Source organism: Pararhodobacter zhoushanensis (assembly GCF_025949695.1).
GTDB classification, from domain to species: domain Bacteria; phylum Pseudomonadota; class Alphaproteobacteria; order Rhodobacterales; family Rhodobacteraceae; genus Pararhodobacter; species Pararhodobacter zhoushanensis_A.
This window is the reverse complement of sequence record NZ_JAPDFL010000001.1, coordinates 555,402-569,265: the sequence shown is the minus strand read 5'-3', so window position 1 is coordinate 569,265 and position 13,864 is coordinate 555,402. Positions and strand designations below refer to the sequence as shown.

Below are 13,864 nucleotides of genomic sequence, written 5' to 3'. Positions count from 1 at the left end.
CCTCAGAACAGGGCGCGCAGCACGCTGTTGAGCACCGGTCTGCCAGATGCCGTCACCGCCAAGCGCCCGTCTTTCCGCGTGACCAGACCCAACTCTTCCAGTTGAACCACGGCCGTCTCCTCAAGGGGACGGCCTTTCATCTGGGCAAAGCGCTCAAGATCTATCCCTTCCGACAGACGCATCCCCATCATCAGGTATTCCATGGCCTGTTCTTCGGGCTCGATGGCGCTTTCATCGACCGCTGGGCTGCGCTTCTGAATGGAACTCAACCACCCAATCGGCGCGCGCTCGGCAACGGTCGCGCTCCGTCCGCGCGGGGATGAGATCCGTCCATGCGCGCCCGGCCCGATGCCGACATAATCGCCATAGCGCCAGTAGACCTGATTGTGGCGCGATTCCTCGCCCGCAACGGCATGATTCGAAACCTCATAGGCCATCAAACCGGCAGATCCGCACATGTCTTGGGTAATGTCCCACAGGTCGGCGCCCCGGTCTTCGCTCGGCAGGCCGGGCAGCTTTCCGTTCGCCCACCGATCGCCAAACGCGGTGCCGTCTTCAATGGTCAGTTGGTACAGCGACAGATGCGTCGGCTTCAGGGACAAGGCGGTGGTCAACTCACGCCGCCACGCCTCTTGTTCCTGAAACTGGCGTGCGTAGATCAGATCCAGACTGGTGCGTGAAAAGACCGTATTCGCCACATCCCAGGCCGCCATCGCCTCAGCCACGCTGTGCCGACGACCCAACAGCCGCAAGGCCTCGTCATCCAGTGCCTGCACGCCCAGTGAGACCCGGTTCACCCCGGCATCCGCAAAGCCTTGAAATCGGCCCATCTCGACGGATGTGGGATTCGCTTCCAGCGTGATTTCCAGATCATTGGCCGGGGTCCACGCCGTCTTGGCTGCATCGATCACCGCCGCAACCGTCTCGGGCTCCATCAGCGACGGGGTGCCACCGCCGAAAAAGATCGACGTCAGCACGCGCCCCGGCGTCCGTTCAGCCCATCGCGCGATCTCGGCCACGTAGGCCTCGCGCCACGCGTCATGGGTGATTTCCTTGGCCACATGGCTGTTGAAATCGCAATACGGGCACTTGGCCGCGCAAAACGGCCAGTGGACGTACAGCCCAAACCCGCCGTTTCGCCAATCATCCGGGCCGGAGTGTTTCACGTGAAACGAGCCCCGATGAGTGCCTGCAACGCGCGTGCGCGATGGGACAACGCATTCTTTTGCGCTGCGGTCATCTCGGCAAAGGTCACATCCTCGCCCTCGGGCACGAACATCGGGTCATACCCATGCCCCTGCGCGCCACGGATGGGCCAAACCAAAGTGCCGCGAACGACGCCTTCATAAACCTCATCCGTCCCGTCCGGCCACGCCATCACCAGTGTGCAGCGAAACTCGGCGCCCCAAGGTTCTGGCGCGTCGCCCAAAGCCGCGCGTGTCTTCTCCATTGCCCGCATGAAATCCCGTCCGCCAGGCCCTTCCGCCCAGTCGGCCGTATAGACCCCGGGCGCGCCGTCCAGCGCATCGACGCACAGCCCCGAGTCGTCGGCCAACACCACCAACCCCGTCGCCTTCGCGGCGGCGTGGGCCTTGATCCGCGCGTTGCCGACAAAGCTGTCTTCGGTCTCTTCCGGTTCGGGCAAACCGCGCTCGGCAGCGGACACCACTGTCACCCCGTAGGGAGACAGCAGTTGCCGCATTTCTTCAACCTTGCCCGCGTTATGCGTCGCGAACAGCAGGGTGGTGCCCGCCAGGCTCACAACGCCGCCTTTTGCGCTGCCACCAGTCCGGCCATGCCTTTTTCCGCGAGATCCAGCATCGTCCCCAGTTCGCTACGGCCAAACACCGTCGTTTCGCCCGACATCTGCACTTCGATCAGGCGCCCGTCGTCCAGCATGACGAAATTCCCGTCGACACCGGCAACGCTGTCTTCATCGTAATCCAGATCCAGCACCGGCTGCCCGGCATAAATACCGCAAGAAACCGCCGCGACATGCCCGATCATCGGGTCCGACTTGATCGCACCGGTCTTCATCAGCGTGTTGATCGCCAGCCGCAGCGCCACCCAGCCGCCGGTGATCGACGCGCAGCGCGTGCCGCCATCCGCCTGGATCACGTCGCAGTCGACAGTGATCTGCCGCTCACCCAGTGCCGAACGGTCAATCCCCGCGCGCAGTGACCGACCGATAAGACGTTGAATTTCAACCGTTCTTCCGCCCTGCTTGCCCTGCGCTGCCTCGCGACGGTTGCGCGTGTTGGTGGCGCGCGGCAGCATGCCATACTCTGCCGTCACCCAGCCCAGCCCGGTGTTCTTCAAAAACGGCGGCGTGCGCTCTTCAACCGAGGCCGTGCACAAAACATGCGTGTTGCCGACTTTGATCAGGCACGAGCCCTCAGCATGCCGCATCACGCCGGTTTCGATTGAAACTGCCCGCATTTCATCTAAGTGTCTTCCAGAAGGACGCATGTCCGTTTCCTCTTATGATCTGGAGACCCAGATACAGGGGGCGCAACCGTCGTTGCAACCGGATTGACGCGCCAACAGAGTGCATCGGTGCCCATGCCAGCTGATCAGACTGCCTTTCATGACCTCAACGACCGCGCCCGCGAAGTGTTTCGCCGGGTGGTCGACAGCTATCTGCAATCCGGCACACCCGTCGGCTCGCGCACCATCACGCGTGATTTTAATGAAAAACTCTCGCCCGCGACGATCCGCAACGTGATGAACGATCTGGAATACCTTGGCCTGCTGGAAAGCCCGCATATCTCGGCGGGCCGGGTGCCCACCCAGCAGGGGCTGCGGCTGTTCGTCGATGCGCTGCTCGAGGTTGACCCCGTCACCACCGCTGACCGCGAACGCCTTGAGGCCACGCGCCAGTCCAACGAACGTGACGTCACCACGCTGCTGGACCGCGTCGGCAACGCGCTGTCGGGCATCACCCGCGGTGCCTCGCTGGTCCTTGCGCCGAAACACGAAGCGCCGATCAAGCACATCGAGTTCGTGCCCATCTCCAACGACCGCGCCCTTGTCGTGCTGGTTTTCGCCGATGGTCAGGTCGAAAACCGCGTCTTCACCCCGCCGCCGGGTCTGCTGCCCTCGGCCCTGCGCGAAGCGGTCAATTTCATCAACGCCCTCGCCGCCGGCCTCACCCTGACCGAACTGCGCCACAAGATGCGCACCGAAATCGCGGCGGGCCGGCGCGAGATCGACTCGATCGCCACGGACCTGATCGAGCGCGGCATGGCGCTGTGGGAACATCAGGGCGAACGTCACGAACGCCTGATCGTCCGGGGCCGTGCGAACCTGCTGGAACAGACCGATTCCGACAGCCTTCAGCGCATCCGCGAGCTGTTCGATGACCTCGAACGCAAGCGTGACATCGCTGAAGTGCTGGAGCACACCGAAAAAGGTGAGGGCGTGCGCATTTTCATTGGCGCCGAGAACAAGCTTTTTTCGCTAACGGGTTCCACTCTGGTCGTTTCTCCATATATGAACGCCGACAGCAAGATTGTCGGCGCGGTCGGCGTGATCGGTCCCACGCGACTGAACTACGGACGCATCGTGCCGATTGTAGACTACACTGCCCAACTCGTCGGCCGCATGCTGACCGAGCTGGGTTCCGATTGACACGAGGAACATATGGCTGACTCCCAGGAAACCCCGGCTGAGACCGGCGCCGAAACCGAGGCTCCCGAAGCCCTCGATCTTCACGCGGCCCTCGACGCCGCGCATGCCGCGTTCGAGGTCGAGCGCGGTGAGATGCGTGACCGTCTGATGCGCTCGCTCGCTGACCTGGAGAACCTCCGCAAGCGCAGCGAAAAAGACCGACGCGAGGCTGGCATCTACGGTGGCCAGAAGCTCGCCCGCGACATGCTGGCGGTCTATGACTATCTGGGTCAGGCCCTGTCGTTGATCGACGACGAAACCCGCGACCGCGCCAAAGGCATGGTCGACGGTCTGGATCTGACCCTGCGCGAGCTGACCAACATCTTCTCCCGCCACGGCATCGTGCGCGTCGCGCCCGAGGTTGGCGACGCGTTCGACCCGCATTTCCACGAGGCGATGTTCGAAGCCCCGGTGCCCGGCACCAAGGCCGGACAGATCGTCCAGGTCGTCACCGAAGGCTTCCGCCTGCACGAGCACCTCTTGCGCCCCGCGCAGGTCGGCGTTTCGTCCACGCCTGCCAAGTAAAGCAAACGGCCGCCCACCCTCGGGCGGCCCCGTAGGTCGGGGTTTCACCCCGACATCGCGGGCCACGGAGGTCGGGGTGAAACCCCGACCTACGCCCCGCCCAGCAAGCCCCGCAGCTCATACAGCAACGCCAGCGCCTCGCGCGGGCTCAGCGCGTCGGGATGCACGTCTTTCAGCCGCTCCTCGACCACCGACACCTTGGGCGCTGCTTTCCTGACCGGGGCAGGGGCGCTCATCGCGAACAGCGGCAGATCGTCGATCAGCGTCGTCGCCCCGCGCTGCCCCTCGTCGCCGCGCTCCAGCATCTCCAGCACTTCGCGCGCCCGCACGATCACCGCATCCGGCAGCCCGGCAAGGCGTGCCACCTGCACGCCATAGCTGCGATCCGCCGCACCCTTGCGCACCTCGTGCAGAAAGACCACATCGCCCTCCCACTCGCGCACCGCGACGGTGGCGTTCTCCACGCCCTCCAGCCGGTCGGCCAGCCCGACCATCTCGTGATAATGGGTGGCAAACAACGCGCGGCAGCGGTTCACGCTGTGCAGATGCTCCAGCACCGCCCAGGCAATCGACAACCCGTCATAGGTCGCCGTGCCGCGCCCGATCTCATCCAGGATCACAAAGGCCCGCGGCCCGGCCTGATTCACGATCGCCGCCGTCTCGACCATCTCGACCATGAAGGTCGACCGCCCCCGCGCCAGATCGTCCGAGGCCCCCACACGGCTGAACACCTGCTCGACCATGCCGATATGCGCCGCGCGCGCGGGCACATAGCCCCCGGCCTGCGCCAGAATGGCGATCAGCGCGTTCTGGCGCAGGAAGGTCGATTTACCGGCCATGTTCGGCCCTGTGACCAGCCACACAGCGGCACCCTTGTCGCCGGGCTCCAGATCCAGCCCGTTGGCGACAAAGGGCTGCCCGGCCCGCGCCAGCGCCGCCTCGACCACCGGATGCCGCCCGGCCTCGACGACAAAGGCCCGGCTGTCATCGACGCGTGGCTTCGCCCAGTCGCGTACCCGCGCCAGTTCGGCAAACGCGCTCGTCACGTCCACCTCAGCCAGCGCCCGCGCCGCACCATGTACCTTCGCGGACGCAGCCATCACCGCGCCGCGCAGCTCCTCGAACAGCCGTTTCTCGATCTCCAGCGCCCGCGCGCCCGCGTTGTGGATCTTGGTCTCCATCTCGGACAGCGCCAGCGTGGTGAACCGCACCTGATTGGCCGTGGTCTGCCGGTGCATGAAGCGTTCGTTCAACGGGGCCGACAGCATCTTTTCGGCGTGGGTCGAGGTCGTCTCGATAAAATACCCCAACACGTTGTTATGCTTGATCTTCAGCCCCGAAATCCCCGTCTCGGTCGCATACTCCGCCTGCATCCGCGCGATCACGCTGCGCCCCTCGTCGCGCAGCTCGCGCGCGGCGTCCAGATCGGCGTCTACGCCAGACGCGATAAACCCGCCGTCCCGCACCATCAGCGGCGGATCCTGCGCTAGCGTGCCCTCCAGCAGCCCGGCCAATTCGTCATGCCCGACCAATGCCCGCCGCGCGCTGACCAGCACGTCCGGCAGATCCCCGGCCAGCATGCCCGCCAGCAGCCCGGCCTGCGCCAAGCCACTGCGCAGCATCGCCAGATCGCGCGGCCCGCCGCGCTCCAGCGCCAGCCGCGACAGCGCCCGGTCAATATCCGGCACCGCCTTCAGGGCCGCGCGCAGGTCACCGCGCAACAAATCATCGCCCACCAGCGCCTCGACCGCCGCCAGCCGCGCCCGGATCACCCCCAGATCGCACGAGGGGCTGGAAACCCGCCGCTCCAGCAGCCGCGCACCCCCCGCCGTGACCGTGGTATCAATCGAGGCCAACAACGAGCCCTCACGCCCCCCGGCCAACGCCTGCGTCAGTTCCAGATTGCGCCGCGTCGGCCCGTCGATCTGCATCGCCGCGCCGGCGCTTTCCTTCACCGGCGTGCGCAACAGTGGCATCCGGCCTTTTTGCGTCAGGTCCAGATAATCGACCAAGGCCCCCAGCGCCGCGATCTCCTCGCGCGTGAAGCTGCCGAACCCATCCAGCGTGCTCACCCCGAACAGCGCGCACAGCCGCTTGGTCCCGGCCGCGCTGTCAAAGCTTGCGCGGCCCCGCTCGGCCAGCGCCAGCGCCATCTCGCCCGCCATCTCGCGCAGCTCACCGGCCATGTCCTCGGGCACCACCAGCTCGCGCGCGCCCAGCCGCGACAGCTCGGGTGCCAGCCGCACGCGCGGGCAGGGAACCACGCGCAGCTCGCCGGTGGAAATATCCGCCCAGGCCAGCGCCGCCTCGCCGCGAATATCCGCCCAGGCGGCCAGAAAGTTGTGCCGCCGGGGTTCCAGCAGCGCATCCTCGGTCAGCGTGCCCGGCGTCACCAGCCGCACCACCTCGCGCCGCACCACCGATTTCGAGCCGCGCTTCTTGGCTTCGGCGGGGTCTTCCATCTGTTCGGCAATCGCCACGCGGAATCCCTTGCGGATCAGCGTCAGCAGATAGCCCTCGGCGGCATGGATCGGCACGCCGCACATCGGAATGTCTTCATCCAGATGCTTGCCGCGCTTGGTCAGCGCAATGTCCAGCGCGGCCGAGGCCGCCACCGCGTCGTCAAAGAACATCTCATAGAAATCGCCCATGCGGTAAAACAGCAGCGCATCGGCGTGCTGGGCTTTGATTTCCAGAAATTGGGCCATCATCGGCGTTACACCGGCTGGCACCGTGACTTGCGCGTCGTTCACTGAACTCTCCCCGTCATCGGCGCGACCCTACAAAACCCCCGACCGCCGAAAAGGCCCGATTCCCGCGTTGTTCGATGCGCACGCCCGCGCTATGCAGAACCTCTGTTGGAGGAGGCCCCATGTCCCGCAAGTCCCGCATCACGCCTGAAGAGGCGCTGGCCTATCATTTCGAGCCGACCCCCGGCAAATACGAGATCGTCGCCACCACGCCGATGGCCACCCAGCGCGACCTGTCGCTGGCCTATTCGCCCGGTGTGGCGGTTCCCGTCGAGGCGATCGCCCGCGATCCGGGGCTTGCTTATGACTATACCGTCAAGGGCAACATGGTCGCCGTGATATCGAACGGCACCGCCATTCTGGGCATGGGCAATCTGGGCGCGCTGGCCTCCAAGCCGGTGATGGAGGGCAAGGCGGTCCTGTTCAAACGCTTCGCCGACGTCAACGCCATCGACATCGAGCTGGCGACCGAAGACGCGGACGAGATCATCAAGGCCGTGCACCTGATGTCCCCCACCTTCGGGGGCATCAATCTTGAGGACATCAAGGCGCCCGAGTGTTTCATCATCGAGCAGCGCCTCAAGGAACTCTGCGACATTCCGGTGTTTCACGATGACCAGCACGGCACCGCCGTGATCTGCGCCGCCGGACTGATCAACGCGCTGGAGATCAGCGGCAAGAAGATCGAGAATGTGAAGATCGTCCTGAACGGGGCAGGGGCCGCCGGGATCGCCTGTCTGGAACTGCTCAAGTCGATGGGCGCGCAGCATGACAACTGCATCATGTGCGACACCAAGGGCGTGATCTATCAGGGCCGCAGCGAGGGTATGAACCAGTGGAAATCGGCCCATGCCGCCACCACCGACGCCCGCACGCTGGAAGAGGCGATGCGCGGGGCGGATGTGTTCCTTGGCGTATCGGCCAAGGGGGCGGTGACGCCCGCGATGGTCGAATCCATGGCCGACAACCCGGTCATCTTCGCCATGGCCAACCCCGATCCTGAGATCACGCCGGAAGAGGCCCATGCCGTGCGCGCCGACGCCATCGTCGCCACCGGGCGCTCGGATTATCCCAATCAGGTCAATAACGTCCTCGGCTTCCCCTACCTGTTCCGCGGCGCGCTGGATATCCACGCCCGGGCGATCAACGATGAGATGAAGATCGCCTGCGCCCGTGCGCTGGCCGAACTCGCGCGTGAAGACGTGCCCGATGAGGTCGCCATGGCCTACGGTCGCAAGCTCAGCTTTGGCCGCGATTACATCATCCCCACGCCGTTTGATCCGCGCCTGATCTACGTGATCCCGCCCGCCGTCGCCAAGGCGGGCATGGACACCGGCGTCGCGCGCCGTCCGATCATCGACATGGACGCCTACCGCCACACCCTGCGCTCGCGCATGGACCCGACGGCCTCGATCCAGCAGAGCCTGTTCGCTCGCGCCCGTCAGGCGCAATCGCGGATGATCTTTGCCGAAGGCGATGACGAGCGCGTGCTGCGCGCCGCCGTCGCCTATCAGCGCGCCGGTCTGGGCAAGGCGCTGGTGGTGGGCCAGGAGGAAGACGTCAAACGCCGTCTGGAAACCGCCGGTCTGGCCGACGCGGTGCGCGAACTGACGGTGGTGAATGCCGCCAACACGCGCCACCTCGAGGTGTACAAGAACTATCTCTACAAACGCCTGCAACGCAAAGGCTTCGACCAACGCGACGTCCATCGCATGACCACCCGCGACCGGCACATCTTCTCGGCGCTGATGCTTCAGCACGGGCATGGCGACGCGCTGGTCACCGGGGCGACGCGCAAATCGGCGCTGGTCATGGACATGATCAACCACGTCTTCGACGCGCGCGCGCAGGATGGTGCGGTCGGTGTCTCGGTGCTGCTGCACAAGGGCCGGATCGTGCTGATCGCCGATACGCTGGTGCATGAATGGCCCGAGGAAGAGGATCTGGCCGACATCGCCATCCGCTCGGCGGGGGTGGCGCGCAGTCTGGGGATCGAGCCGCGCGTGGCCTTCGTCAGCTTCTCGACCTTCGGCTATCCGATTTCGGAACGGTCCGAGAAAATGCACGTCGCTCCTGACGTGCTCGACCGGCGCGGCGTCGATTTCGAGTATGAGGGCGAGATGACCGTCGACGTCGCCCTCAACCCCAAGGCCGCCGAAGCGTATCCGTTTTCGCGCCTCACCGGCCCGGCGAATATCCTCGTCTGCCCGGCCCGGCATTCGGCCTCGATCTCGGTCAAGCTGATGCAGGAAATGGCCGGGGCCACGGTGATCGGCCCCATCCTGACCGGCGTGCCCAAGCCGATTCAGATCCTGTCCACCGGGGCGACGGTCAATGACATCATGAACATGGCCGTCATGGCCGCCTGCCGCGTGGGTCACGTCTCGAAATGACCGTCTTCTGCCTCGGCTCGATCAACATCGACCACGTCTACCGCCTGCCTGCGCTACCGCAGGCGGGCGAGACGCTCTCGGCAAGCTCGCACACCCCCGGACTGGGCGGCAAGGGCGTCAACCAGAGCGTCGCGGCGCTCAGGGCTGGGGCAAAGGTCGTGCATATCGGTGCCGTGGGTCGGGGCGACGCGTGGATCGAGGCGCAGCTGACCGCCCACGGCATCGCGTTGGACCGCATTGCGCGGGTCAGGCAGGGGACGGGCCACGCCATCGTGGCCGTCGATGACGCGGGCGAGAATCAGATCATCATCCATCCCGGCGCCAATCAGGCGCAGGATCTGGCGATGATCGACGCGGCGCTGGCGACGGCAAAGCCGGGCGATTGTCTGCTGGTGCAGAATGAGACCTCGCATCAAGTTGAAGCCGCCCGGATCGCCCGCGCCCGGGGCCTGCGCGTCTTCTACTCCGCCGCCCCCTTCGCGCCGGACCCGCTGCGCGCCATCCTGCCCCATGTGACGCATCTGCTGGTCAACGCCGGAGAAGCCGCCGCGCTGGTGAAATCCACCGGCACTGCGCTGCCCGATCAGCCTGTCGAGGCGGTGATCGTCACCCGTGGCGCACAGGGTGCCGAGTGGATTTCTGCAGGCACAGAGCCGCTTTTCCAACCCTCTTTCCCCGTCACCCCCGTCGATACCACCGGCGCGGGTGACTGTTTCGCCGGCTCGCTCGCCGCCGCGCTCGACCGGGGCGCGACCCCCGCCCAGGCCCTGCGCTACGCCGCCGCCGCCGCTGCCCTGCAAGTGACGCAGCCCGGCGCGGCCCCGGCGATGCCAGATCGCGCCAAAGTTGAGCAACTTCTCGCCGGTTGACCGTACCCCCGCGCAGAATCGCCCGATCCTTGCCATCTTTTTGCCGCCGTTAAGCGTTTCTTCAGAGATGTGCCGCTATCGTGTGGCTCAGGATCTGGAGACCGCGACATGAACACTCGTGCCGATACCGCCGCCACCCCGTACACGCCCGCCCAACAGCAAGGCACGTCCTTGCCTGCCGGTGCTGGCATCGCGCTGGCCGTCGCCGTTGGTTCGCTGATGTGGATCGGGATCTTCGCGCTGATGATGTGATCTACCGGCGGTGACCCCCGGTTCGACGGTTTCCTGGCAGCGATCGTCGTTACTGGCTCACCGGGTCTCAGGACCATACCGGATGCAGCCTTCGGGCTGTTCGACCCGGCGGTCAGGCTGATTGTTCCCCCTCAGGCTGACCGCTGACCTCCTCCTGGACGACCTCAACAAGAAAACGGGCCGCGTTTCCGCGACCCGTTTTTTTCATTGCACCGTTGGGAAAGGTTTACTCTTTCCCCGCCACCCGCGCATTGCGCGTGGCGATCAGCTTCAGACGCAGCGCGTTCAGGCGGATGAACCCGGCGGCGTCTTTCTGGTCATACGCACCGGCGTCGTCTTCGAACGTCACATGCGCCTCGCTGTAGAGCGAATGCTCGGACCAGCGCGCCACGGTCCGCACCGAGCCCTTGTAGAGCTTCAGCTTGACCGTGCCGGACACATGCTCCTGGCTCTTGTCGATCAGCGCCTGCAGCATCTCACGCTCGGGCGAGAACCAGAAGCCGTTGTAGATCAGCTCGGCATAGCGCGGCATGATCGAGATCTTTCAGATGACCCGCGCCCGCATCCAGCGTGATCTGTTCGATGCCGCGATGGCCTTCCAGCATGATCGTGCCGCCCGGCGTCTCATAGACCCCGCGCGATTTCATGCCGACGAAGCGGTTTTCCACAAAGTCGAGCAGGCCGATACCATGCTTGCCACCAATCTCGTTCAGCTTGGTCAGGATCGTCGCCGGCGACATCGCCTCGCCGTTGATCGCAACCGGATCGCCCCGCTCGTAGGCGATCTCGATGAACTCGGGCGTATCGGGCGCGTCTTCGACAGCGGTGATGCGCTGGGCGACGTAATCGGGGGCCTCGACACCCGGGTCTTCCAGAATGCGCCCCTCGGACGAGGTGTGCAGCAGGTTCGCATCGACCGAGAACGGCGCTTCGCCGCGCTTGTTCTTGGCAATCGGAATCTGGTGCTGTTCGGCGAATTCCAGCAGCTTGGTGCGGCTCGACAGATCCCACTCACGCCAGGGCGCGATCACGCGGATCGACGGGTCCAGCGCATAGGCGCTGAGCTCGAAGCGAACCTGATCGTTGCCCTTGCCGGTCGCGCCATGCGCCACGGCATCGGCGCCATGCTTGTGCGCCAGCTCGACCAGATGTTTGGAAATCAACGGGCGCGCGATCGAGGTGCCCAGCAGATAGAGCCCCTCATACACGGCATTGGCGCGGAACATCGGGAACACGAAGTCGCGCACGAATTCCTCGCGAACATCCATGATATGGATGTTCTCTTCCTTGATGCCCATCATCAGGGCCTTGGCGCGCGCCGGTTCCAGCTCCTCGCCCTGGCCGAGATCGGCGGTGTAGGTGATAACCTCGCAACCGTATTCGGTTTGCAGCCATTTCAGGATGATCGAGGTATCGAGCCCGCCAGAATAGGCCAGCACGACTTTCTTGGGCGCGGACATGGGCAAATCTCCAAGGATTGAACGGCCACTGGCTATCCGCTTTACCCCGCCTGCGCAACACCCCGGCGCGTTGCAACCGGGCCGGGAACGGCAATTGACACCCTTGAGGGGATCGGGGGAGAGTGCAGCATCGTTTAAGGAGTGTTCAGGATGCGCGGCATCGAGATTTTTACCCATGCAGTGCGCATGGTCTTTGGCAATTTCAACACCGTGTTGCGGATCGGCGGCGTGGCGCTGCTGGTGATGGTAGTGCTGCTGCAGCTCACCGGTGCTGCGTATTTTAACCCGCCTGCGGCAACGACGACGGACGCCGTCATGCCCGCCGTCTTCACCTCGCCCGGCCTGCTCTTGCTGAACATCGCGCAGATCATCATCGGCCTGTGGGTCGTCGTCGCGTGGCACCGCTACATCCTGCTGGAAGAAGAGCCGGGCGCTTTTGTCCCGCGCTTTAGCGGCAGCGCGATCTGGCGCTATATCGTCGCCGGGTTCTTTTACAGCCTGACCATTGCAATCGTGGCGATCCCGCTGGGACTGCTCGCCGGGGTGGTCGCCTTCATTGTGCTCAGCCCGGGCTCCCAGTCCCACATGGCCGCCGGGATTTTGTCCGCCGTGATCGTCTTTTTCCCCGTGATCTGGCTCGCCTACCGTCTGTCTCCTGTCCTGCCCGCCGCAGCAATCGAGAACCGCCTGAAGCTGAAAGAGGCATGGTCCGCCACCAAGGACGGCGGCGCGTCGCTGATCTTGCTGGGGATCATCACGATTGTCGGCAGCGGGCTGATCAACCTTCCCGCGTCTTTCCTCGCCGATGTTTCCGTGCCGCTGGGCCTGCTTTGGGCTGCCATGGCGAACTGGGTGGCGATGATGGTCGGCGCGTCGATCCTGACCACGATCTACGGTGTTTATGTCGAGAAACGCACGCTCAATGTCTGATCCCGTTGCCCCCCGCCCCGAACTGCTGCGCGCCGTGGTCCACCCGTGGCACCACGACATTTTCGGCCACATGAACGTCCGCCACTACGCGCCGTTCTTCGATGACGCGTCGTTCTTTCTGTACACCAGCCTTGGCATTCCCATCTCGTGGATGCTCGAGGAACACGGTGTCCACATCGTCTCGGCCAAGGCCGAAACGAATTTCATCAAGGAGCTGAAGGCCGGTGACGGGGTGATCATCGACGGCGCGGTCAAGCGGTTGGGGGGCCGGTCGATGACCTTCCATCTGCGCATGATCCACGCCGAAACCGGCGCGCTGCACGCGACCTATGACCTGACCGAGGTGTTCTTCGACCCCAAAACCCGCGCCTCGGCCCCGATGCCGGACGCGGTGCGCGAAAGGCTCGCACCCTATCTGGTTGACGAATGACACCCCATCCGGCGCCGATTGCCGATTTTGCCACCGAGCGGTTGTCTGTTGTCCGCTGGGCGCCGATCCTGTGTGACCCCGCACAGCGCCGCGCGTTGGAAGATGAGCTCGACACCCTTCTGTCGGCCGGGGTTCTGGGCGATCTTCCCCCATCAATGCAGCGTCAGGCGACGGGACAGACGGTGTCGGCGTGGATCGACGACCGGGCCGTTGAAAGCGACGTGTTTGTTCTGCGTGGGTTGAACGGACACGAATTGGTCGGGCTGCTGATCCTGAACACGACGGCCGACCCGGTTCCAAGTCTGCATCTTGGCTATCTTCTGGATCAAGCCGTCTGGGGCCGCGGCTATGCGACCGAGTTGGTTTGCGGTCTGCTCGACGTGGCGCAACGGGCGGCCCCACTACACCTGATCGGCGGTGTCTCACGCGACAACCCGGCGTCGGCGCGCGTGCTGCAAAAGGCCGGGTCCACGCTTGAGCAAGCAACCGATGACACCGACTTCTACGCCTGCGCGCTGCTGGCTTGAGCGCAAGAACAAGTGAACAGGGGGTTAACGCGCGGCGCTAACCCCCTGTTTTTGTTCAT

At 64.8% G+C, this 13,864-nt stretch carries 12 protein-coding genes and 1 pseudogene; 8 read left to right on the top strand and 5 right to left on the bottom strand.

Going from position 1 to position 13,864, the window contains the following annotated elements; all coding sequences use genetic code 11:
• Nucleotides 1–2 precede the first annotated feature (2 nt).
• The 3 genes from hemW to rph are packed head-to-tail and all read right to left on the bottom strand — an operon-like array spanning nt 3 to nt 2,469.
• Nucleotides 3–1,166, bottom strand: a complete 1,164-nt coding sequence (hemW, locus tag OKW52_RS02900; protein WP_264504374.1) for a radical SAM family heme chaperone HemW — start codon at nt 1,164–1,166, stop codon at nt 3–5.
• On the bottom strand, nt 1,163–1,762 hold the full coding sequence (gene rdgB / locus OKW52_RS02895) for an RdgB/HAM1 family non-canonical purine NTP pyrophosphatase (RefSeq protein ID WP_264504373.1): 600 nt from the start codon (nt 1,760–1,762) through the stop codon (nt 1,163–1,165). Before rdgB ends, hemW begins: the two co-directional genes overlap by 4 nt.
• The gene (gene rph / locus OKW52_RS02890; RefSeq protein WP_264504372.1) at nt 1,759–2,469 is read right to left on the bottom strand and encodes a ribonuclease PH; all 711 of its coding nucleotides are present in this window, start codon (nt 2,467–2,469) and stop codon (nt 1,759–1,761) included. Before rph ends, rdgB begins: the two co-directional genes overlap by 4 nt.
• Nucleotides 2,470–2,562: 93 nt before the next feature.
• Here rph and hrcA point away from each other — a divergent pair, with 93 nt between their 5' ends.
• Together hrcA and OKW52_RS02880 are read left to right on the top strand one after the other, a co-directional pair.
• Nucleotides 2,563–3,630: a heat-inducible transcriptional repressor HrcA gene (gene hrcA, locus OKW52_RS02885; RefSeq protein ID WP_127106368.1), complete on the top strand. Its 1,068-nt coding sequence runs from the start codon at nt 2,563–2,565 to the stop codon at nt 3,628–3,630.
• A 12-nt stretch (nt 3,631–3,642) separates the two neighbouring features.
• Entirely contained in the window at nt 3,643–4,194 is a 552-nt protein-coding gene (locus OKW52_RS02880; RefSeq protein WP_264504371.1) for a nucleotide exchange factor GrpE, read from the top strand.
• Between the two features lie 89 nt (nt 4,195–4,283).
• Here OKW52_RS02880 and mutS read toward each other — a convergent pair whose 3' ends face one another.
• Nucleotides 4,284–6,905: a DNA mismatch repair protein MutS gene (gene mutS, locus OKW52_RS02875; RefSeq protein ID WP_264507642.1), complete on the bottom strand. Its 2,622-nt coding sequence runs from the start codon at nt 6,903–6,905 to the stop codon at nt 4,284–4,286.
• A 161-nt stretch (nt 6,906–7,066) separates the two neighbouring features.
• On the opposite strand from mutS, the gene OKW52_RS02870 reads away from it, so the two are divergent.
• The 3 genes from OKW52_RS02870 to OKW52_RS02860 all read left to right on the top strand — a co-directional run bounded on the left by OKW52_RS02870 (nt 7,067) and on the right by OKW52_RS02860 (nt 10,458).
• Nucleotides 7,067–9,337 carry an NADP-dependent malic enzyme gene (locus tag OKW52_RS02870; protein ID WP_264504370.1) on the top strand — a complete coding sequence of 757 codons (2,271 nt, stop codon included), beginning with the start codon at nt 7,067–7,069 and terminating at the stop codon, nt 9,335–9,337.
• The gene (locus OKW52_RS02865) at nt 9,334–10,206 is read left to right on the top strand and encodes a ribokinase (protein ID WP_264504369.1); all 873 of its coding nucleotides are present in this window, start codon (nt 9,334–9,336) and stop codon (nt 10,204–10,206) included. The genes OKW52_RS02870 and OKW52_RS02865 overlap by 4 nt, the downstream gene beginning before the upstream one ends.
• A gap of 108 nt (nt 10,207–10,314) precedes the next feature.
• Entirely contained in the window at nt 10,315–10,458 is a 144-nt protein-coding gene (locus tag OKW52_RS02860; RefSeq protein WP_264504368.1) for a hypothetical protein, read from the top strand.
• A 226-nt stretch (nt 10,459–10,684) separates the two neighbouring features.
• Here the strand turns inward: OKW52_RS02860 and OKW52_RS02855 are convergent.
• Nucleotides 10,685–11,918: pseudogene (locus OKW52_RS02855) on the bottom strand (argininosuccinate synthase).
• A gap of 150 nt (nt 11,919–12,068) precedes the next feature.
• Between OKW52_RS02855 and OKW52_RS02850 the strand changes: the two are divergent.
• The 3 genes from OKW52_RS02850 to OKW52_RS02840 are packed head-to-tail and all read left to right on the top strand — an operon-like array spanning nt 12,069 to nt 13,805.
• A complete protein-coding gene (locus OKW52_RS02850; RefSeq protein WP_264504367.1) occupies nt 12,069–12,848 on the top strand; it encodes a hypothetical protein in 780 nt (259 codons plus the stop codon).
• Entirely contained in the window at nt 12,841–13,278 is a 438-nt protein-coding gene (locus OKW52_RS02845) for an acyl-CoA thioesterase (RefSeq protein ID WP_264504366.1), read from the top strand. Before OKW52_RS02850 ends, OKW52_RS02845 begins: the two co-directional genes overlap by 8 nt.
• A complete protein-coding gene (locus tag OKW52_RS02840; RefSeq protein ID WP_264504365.1) occupies nt 13,275–13,805 on the top strand; it encodes a GNAT family N-acetyltransferase in 531 nt (176 codons plus the stop codon). The genes OKW52_RS02845 and OKW52_RS02840 overlap by 4 nt, the downstream gene beginning before the upstream one ends.
• Nucleotides 13,806–13,864 lie beyond the last annotated feature (59 nt).

What these genes read in the sequence shown, in the direction of transcription:
- OKW52_RS02840 (WP_264504365.1), top strand. Translation starts at nt 13,275, where the DNA reads ATGACACCCCATCCGGCGCCGATTGCCGATTTTGCCACCGAGCGGTTG.
- OKW52_RS02870 (WP_264504370.1), top strand. Translation starts at nt 7,067, where the DNA reads ATGTCCCGCAAGTCCCGCATCACGCCTGAAGAGGCGCTGGCCTATCAT.
- OKW52_RS02850 (WP_264504367.1), top strand. Translation starts at nt 12,069, where the DNA reads ATGCGCGGCATCGAGATTTTTACCCATGCAGTGCGCATGGTCTTTGGC.
- OKW52_RS02880 (WP_264504371.1), top strand. Translation starts at nt 3,643, where the DNA reads ATGGCTGACTCCCAGGAAACCCCGGCTGAGACCGGCGCCGAAACCGAG.
- mutS (WP_264507642.1), bottom strand. Translation starts at nt 6,905, where the DNA reads ATGATGGCCCAATTTCTGGAAATCAAAGCCCAGCACGCCGATGCGCTG.
- OKW52_RS02865 (WP_264504369.1), top strand. Translation starts at nt 9,334, where the DNA reads ATGACCGTCTTCTGCCTCGGCTCGATCAACATCGACCACGTCTACCGC.
- hrcA (WP_127106368.1), top strand. Translation starts at nt 2,563, where the DNA reads ATGCCAGCTGATCAGACTGCCTTTCATGACCTCAACGACCGCGCCCGC.
- OKW52_RS02845 (WP_264504366.1), top strand. Translation starts at nt 12,841, where the DNA reads ATGTCTGATCCCGTTGCCCCCCGCCCCGAACTGCTGCGCGCCGTGGTC.
- rph (WP_264504372.1), bottom strand. Translation starts at nt 2,469, where the DNA reads ATGCGTCCTTCTGGAAGACACTTAGATGAAATGCGGGCAGTTTCAATC.
- OKW52_RS02860 (WP_264504368.1), top strand. Translation starts at nt 10,315, where the DNA reads ATGAACACTCGTGCCGATACCGCCGCCACCCCGTACACGCCCGCCCAA.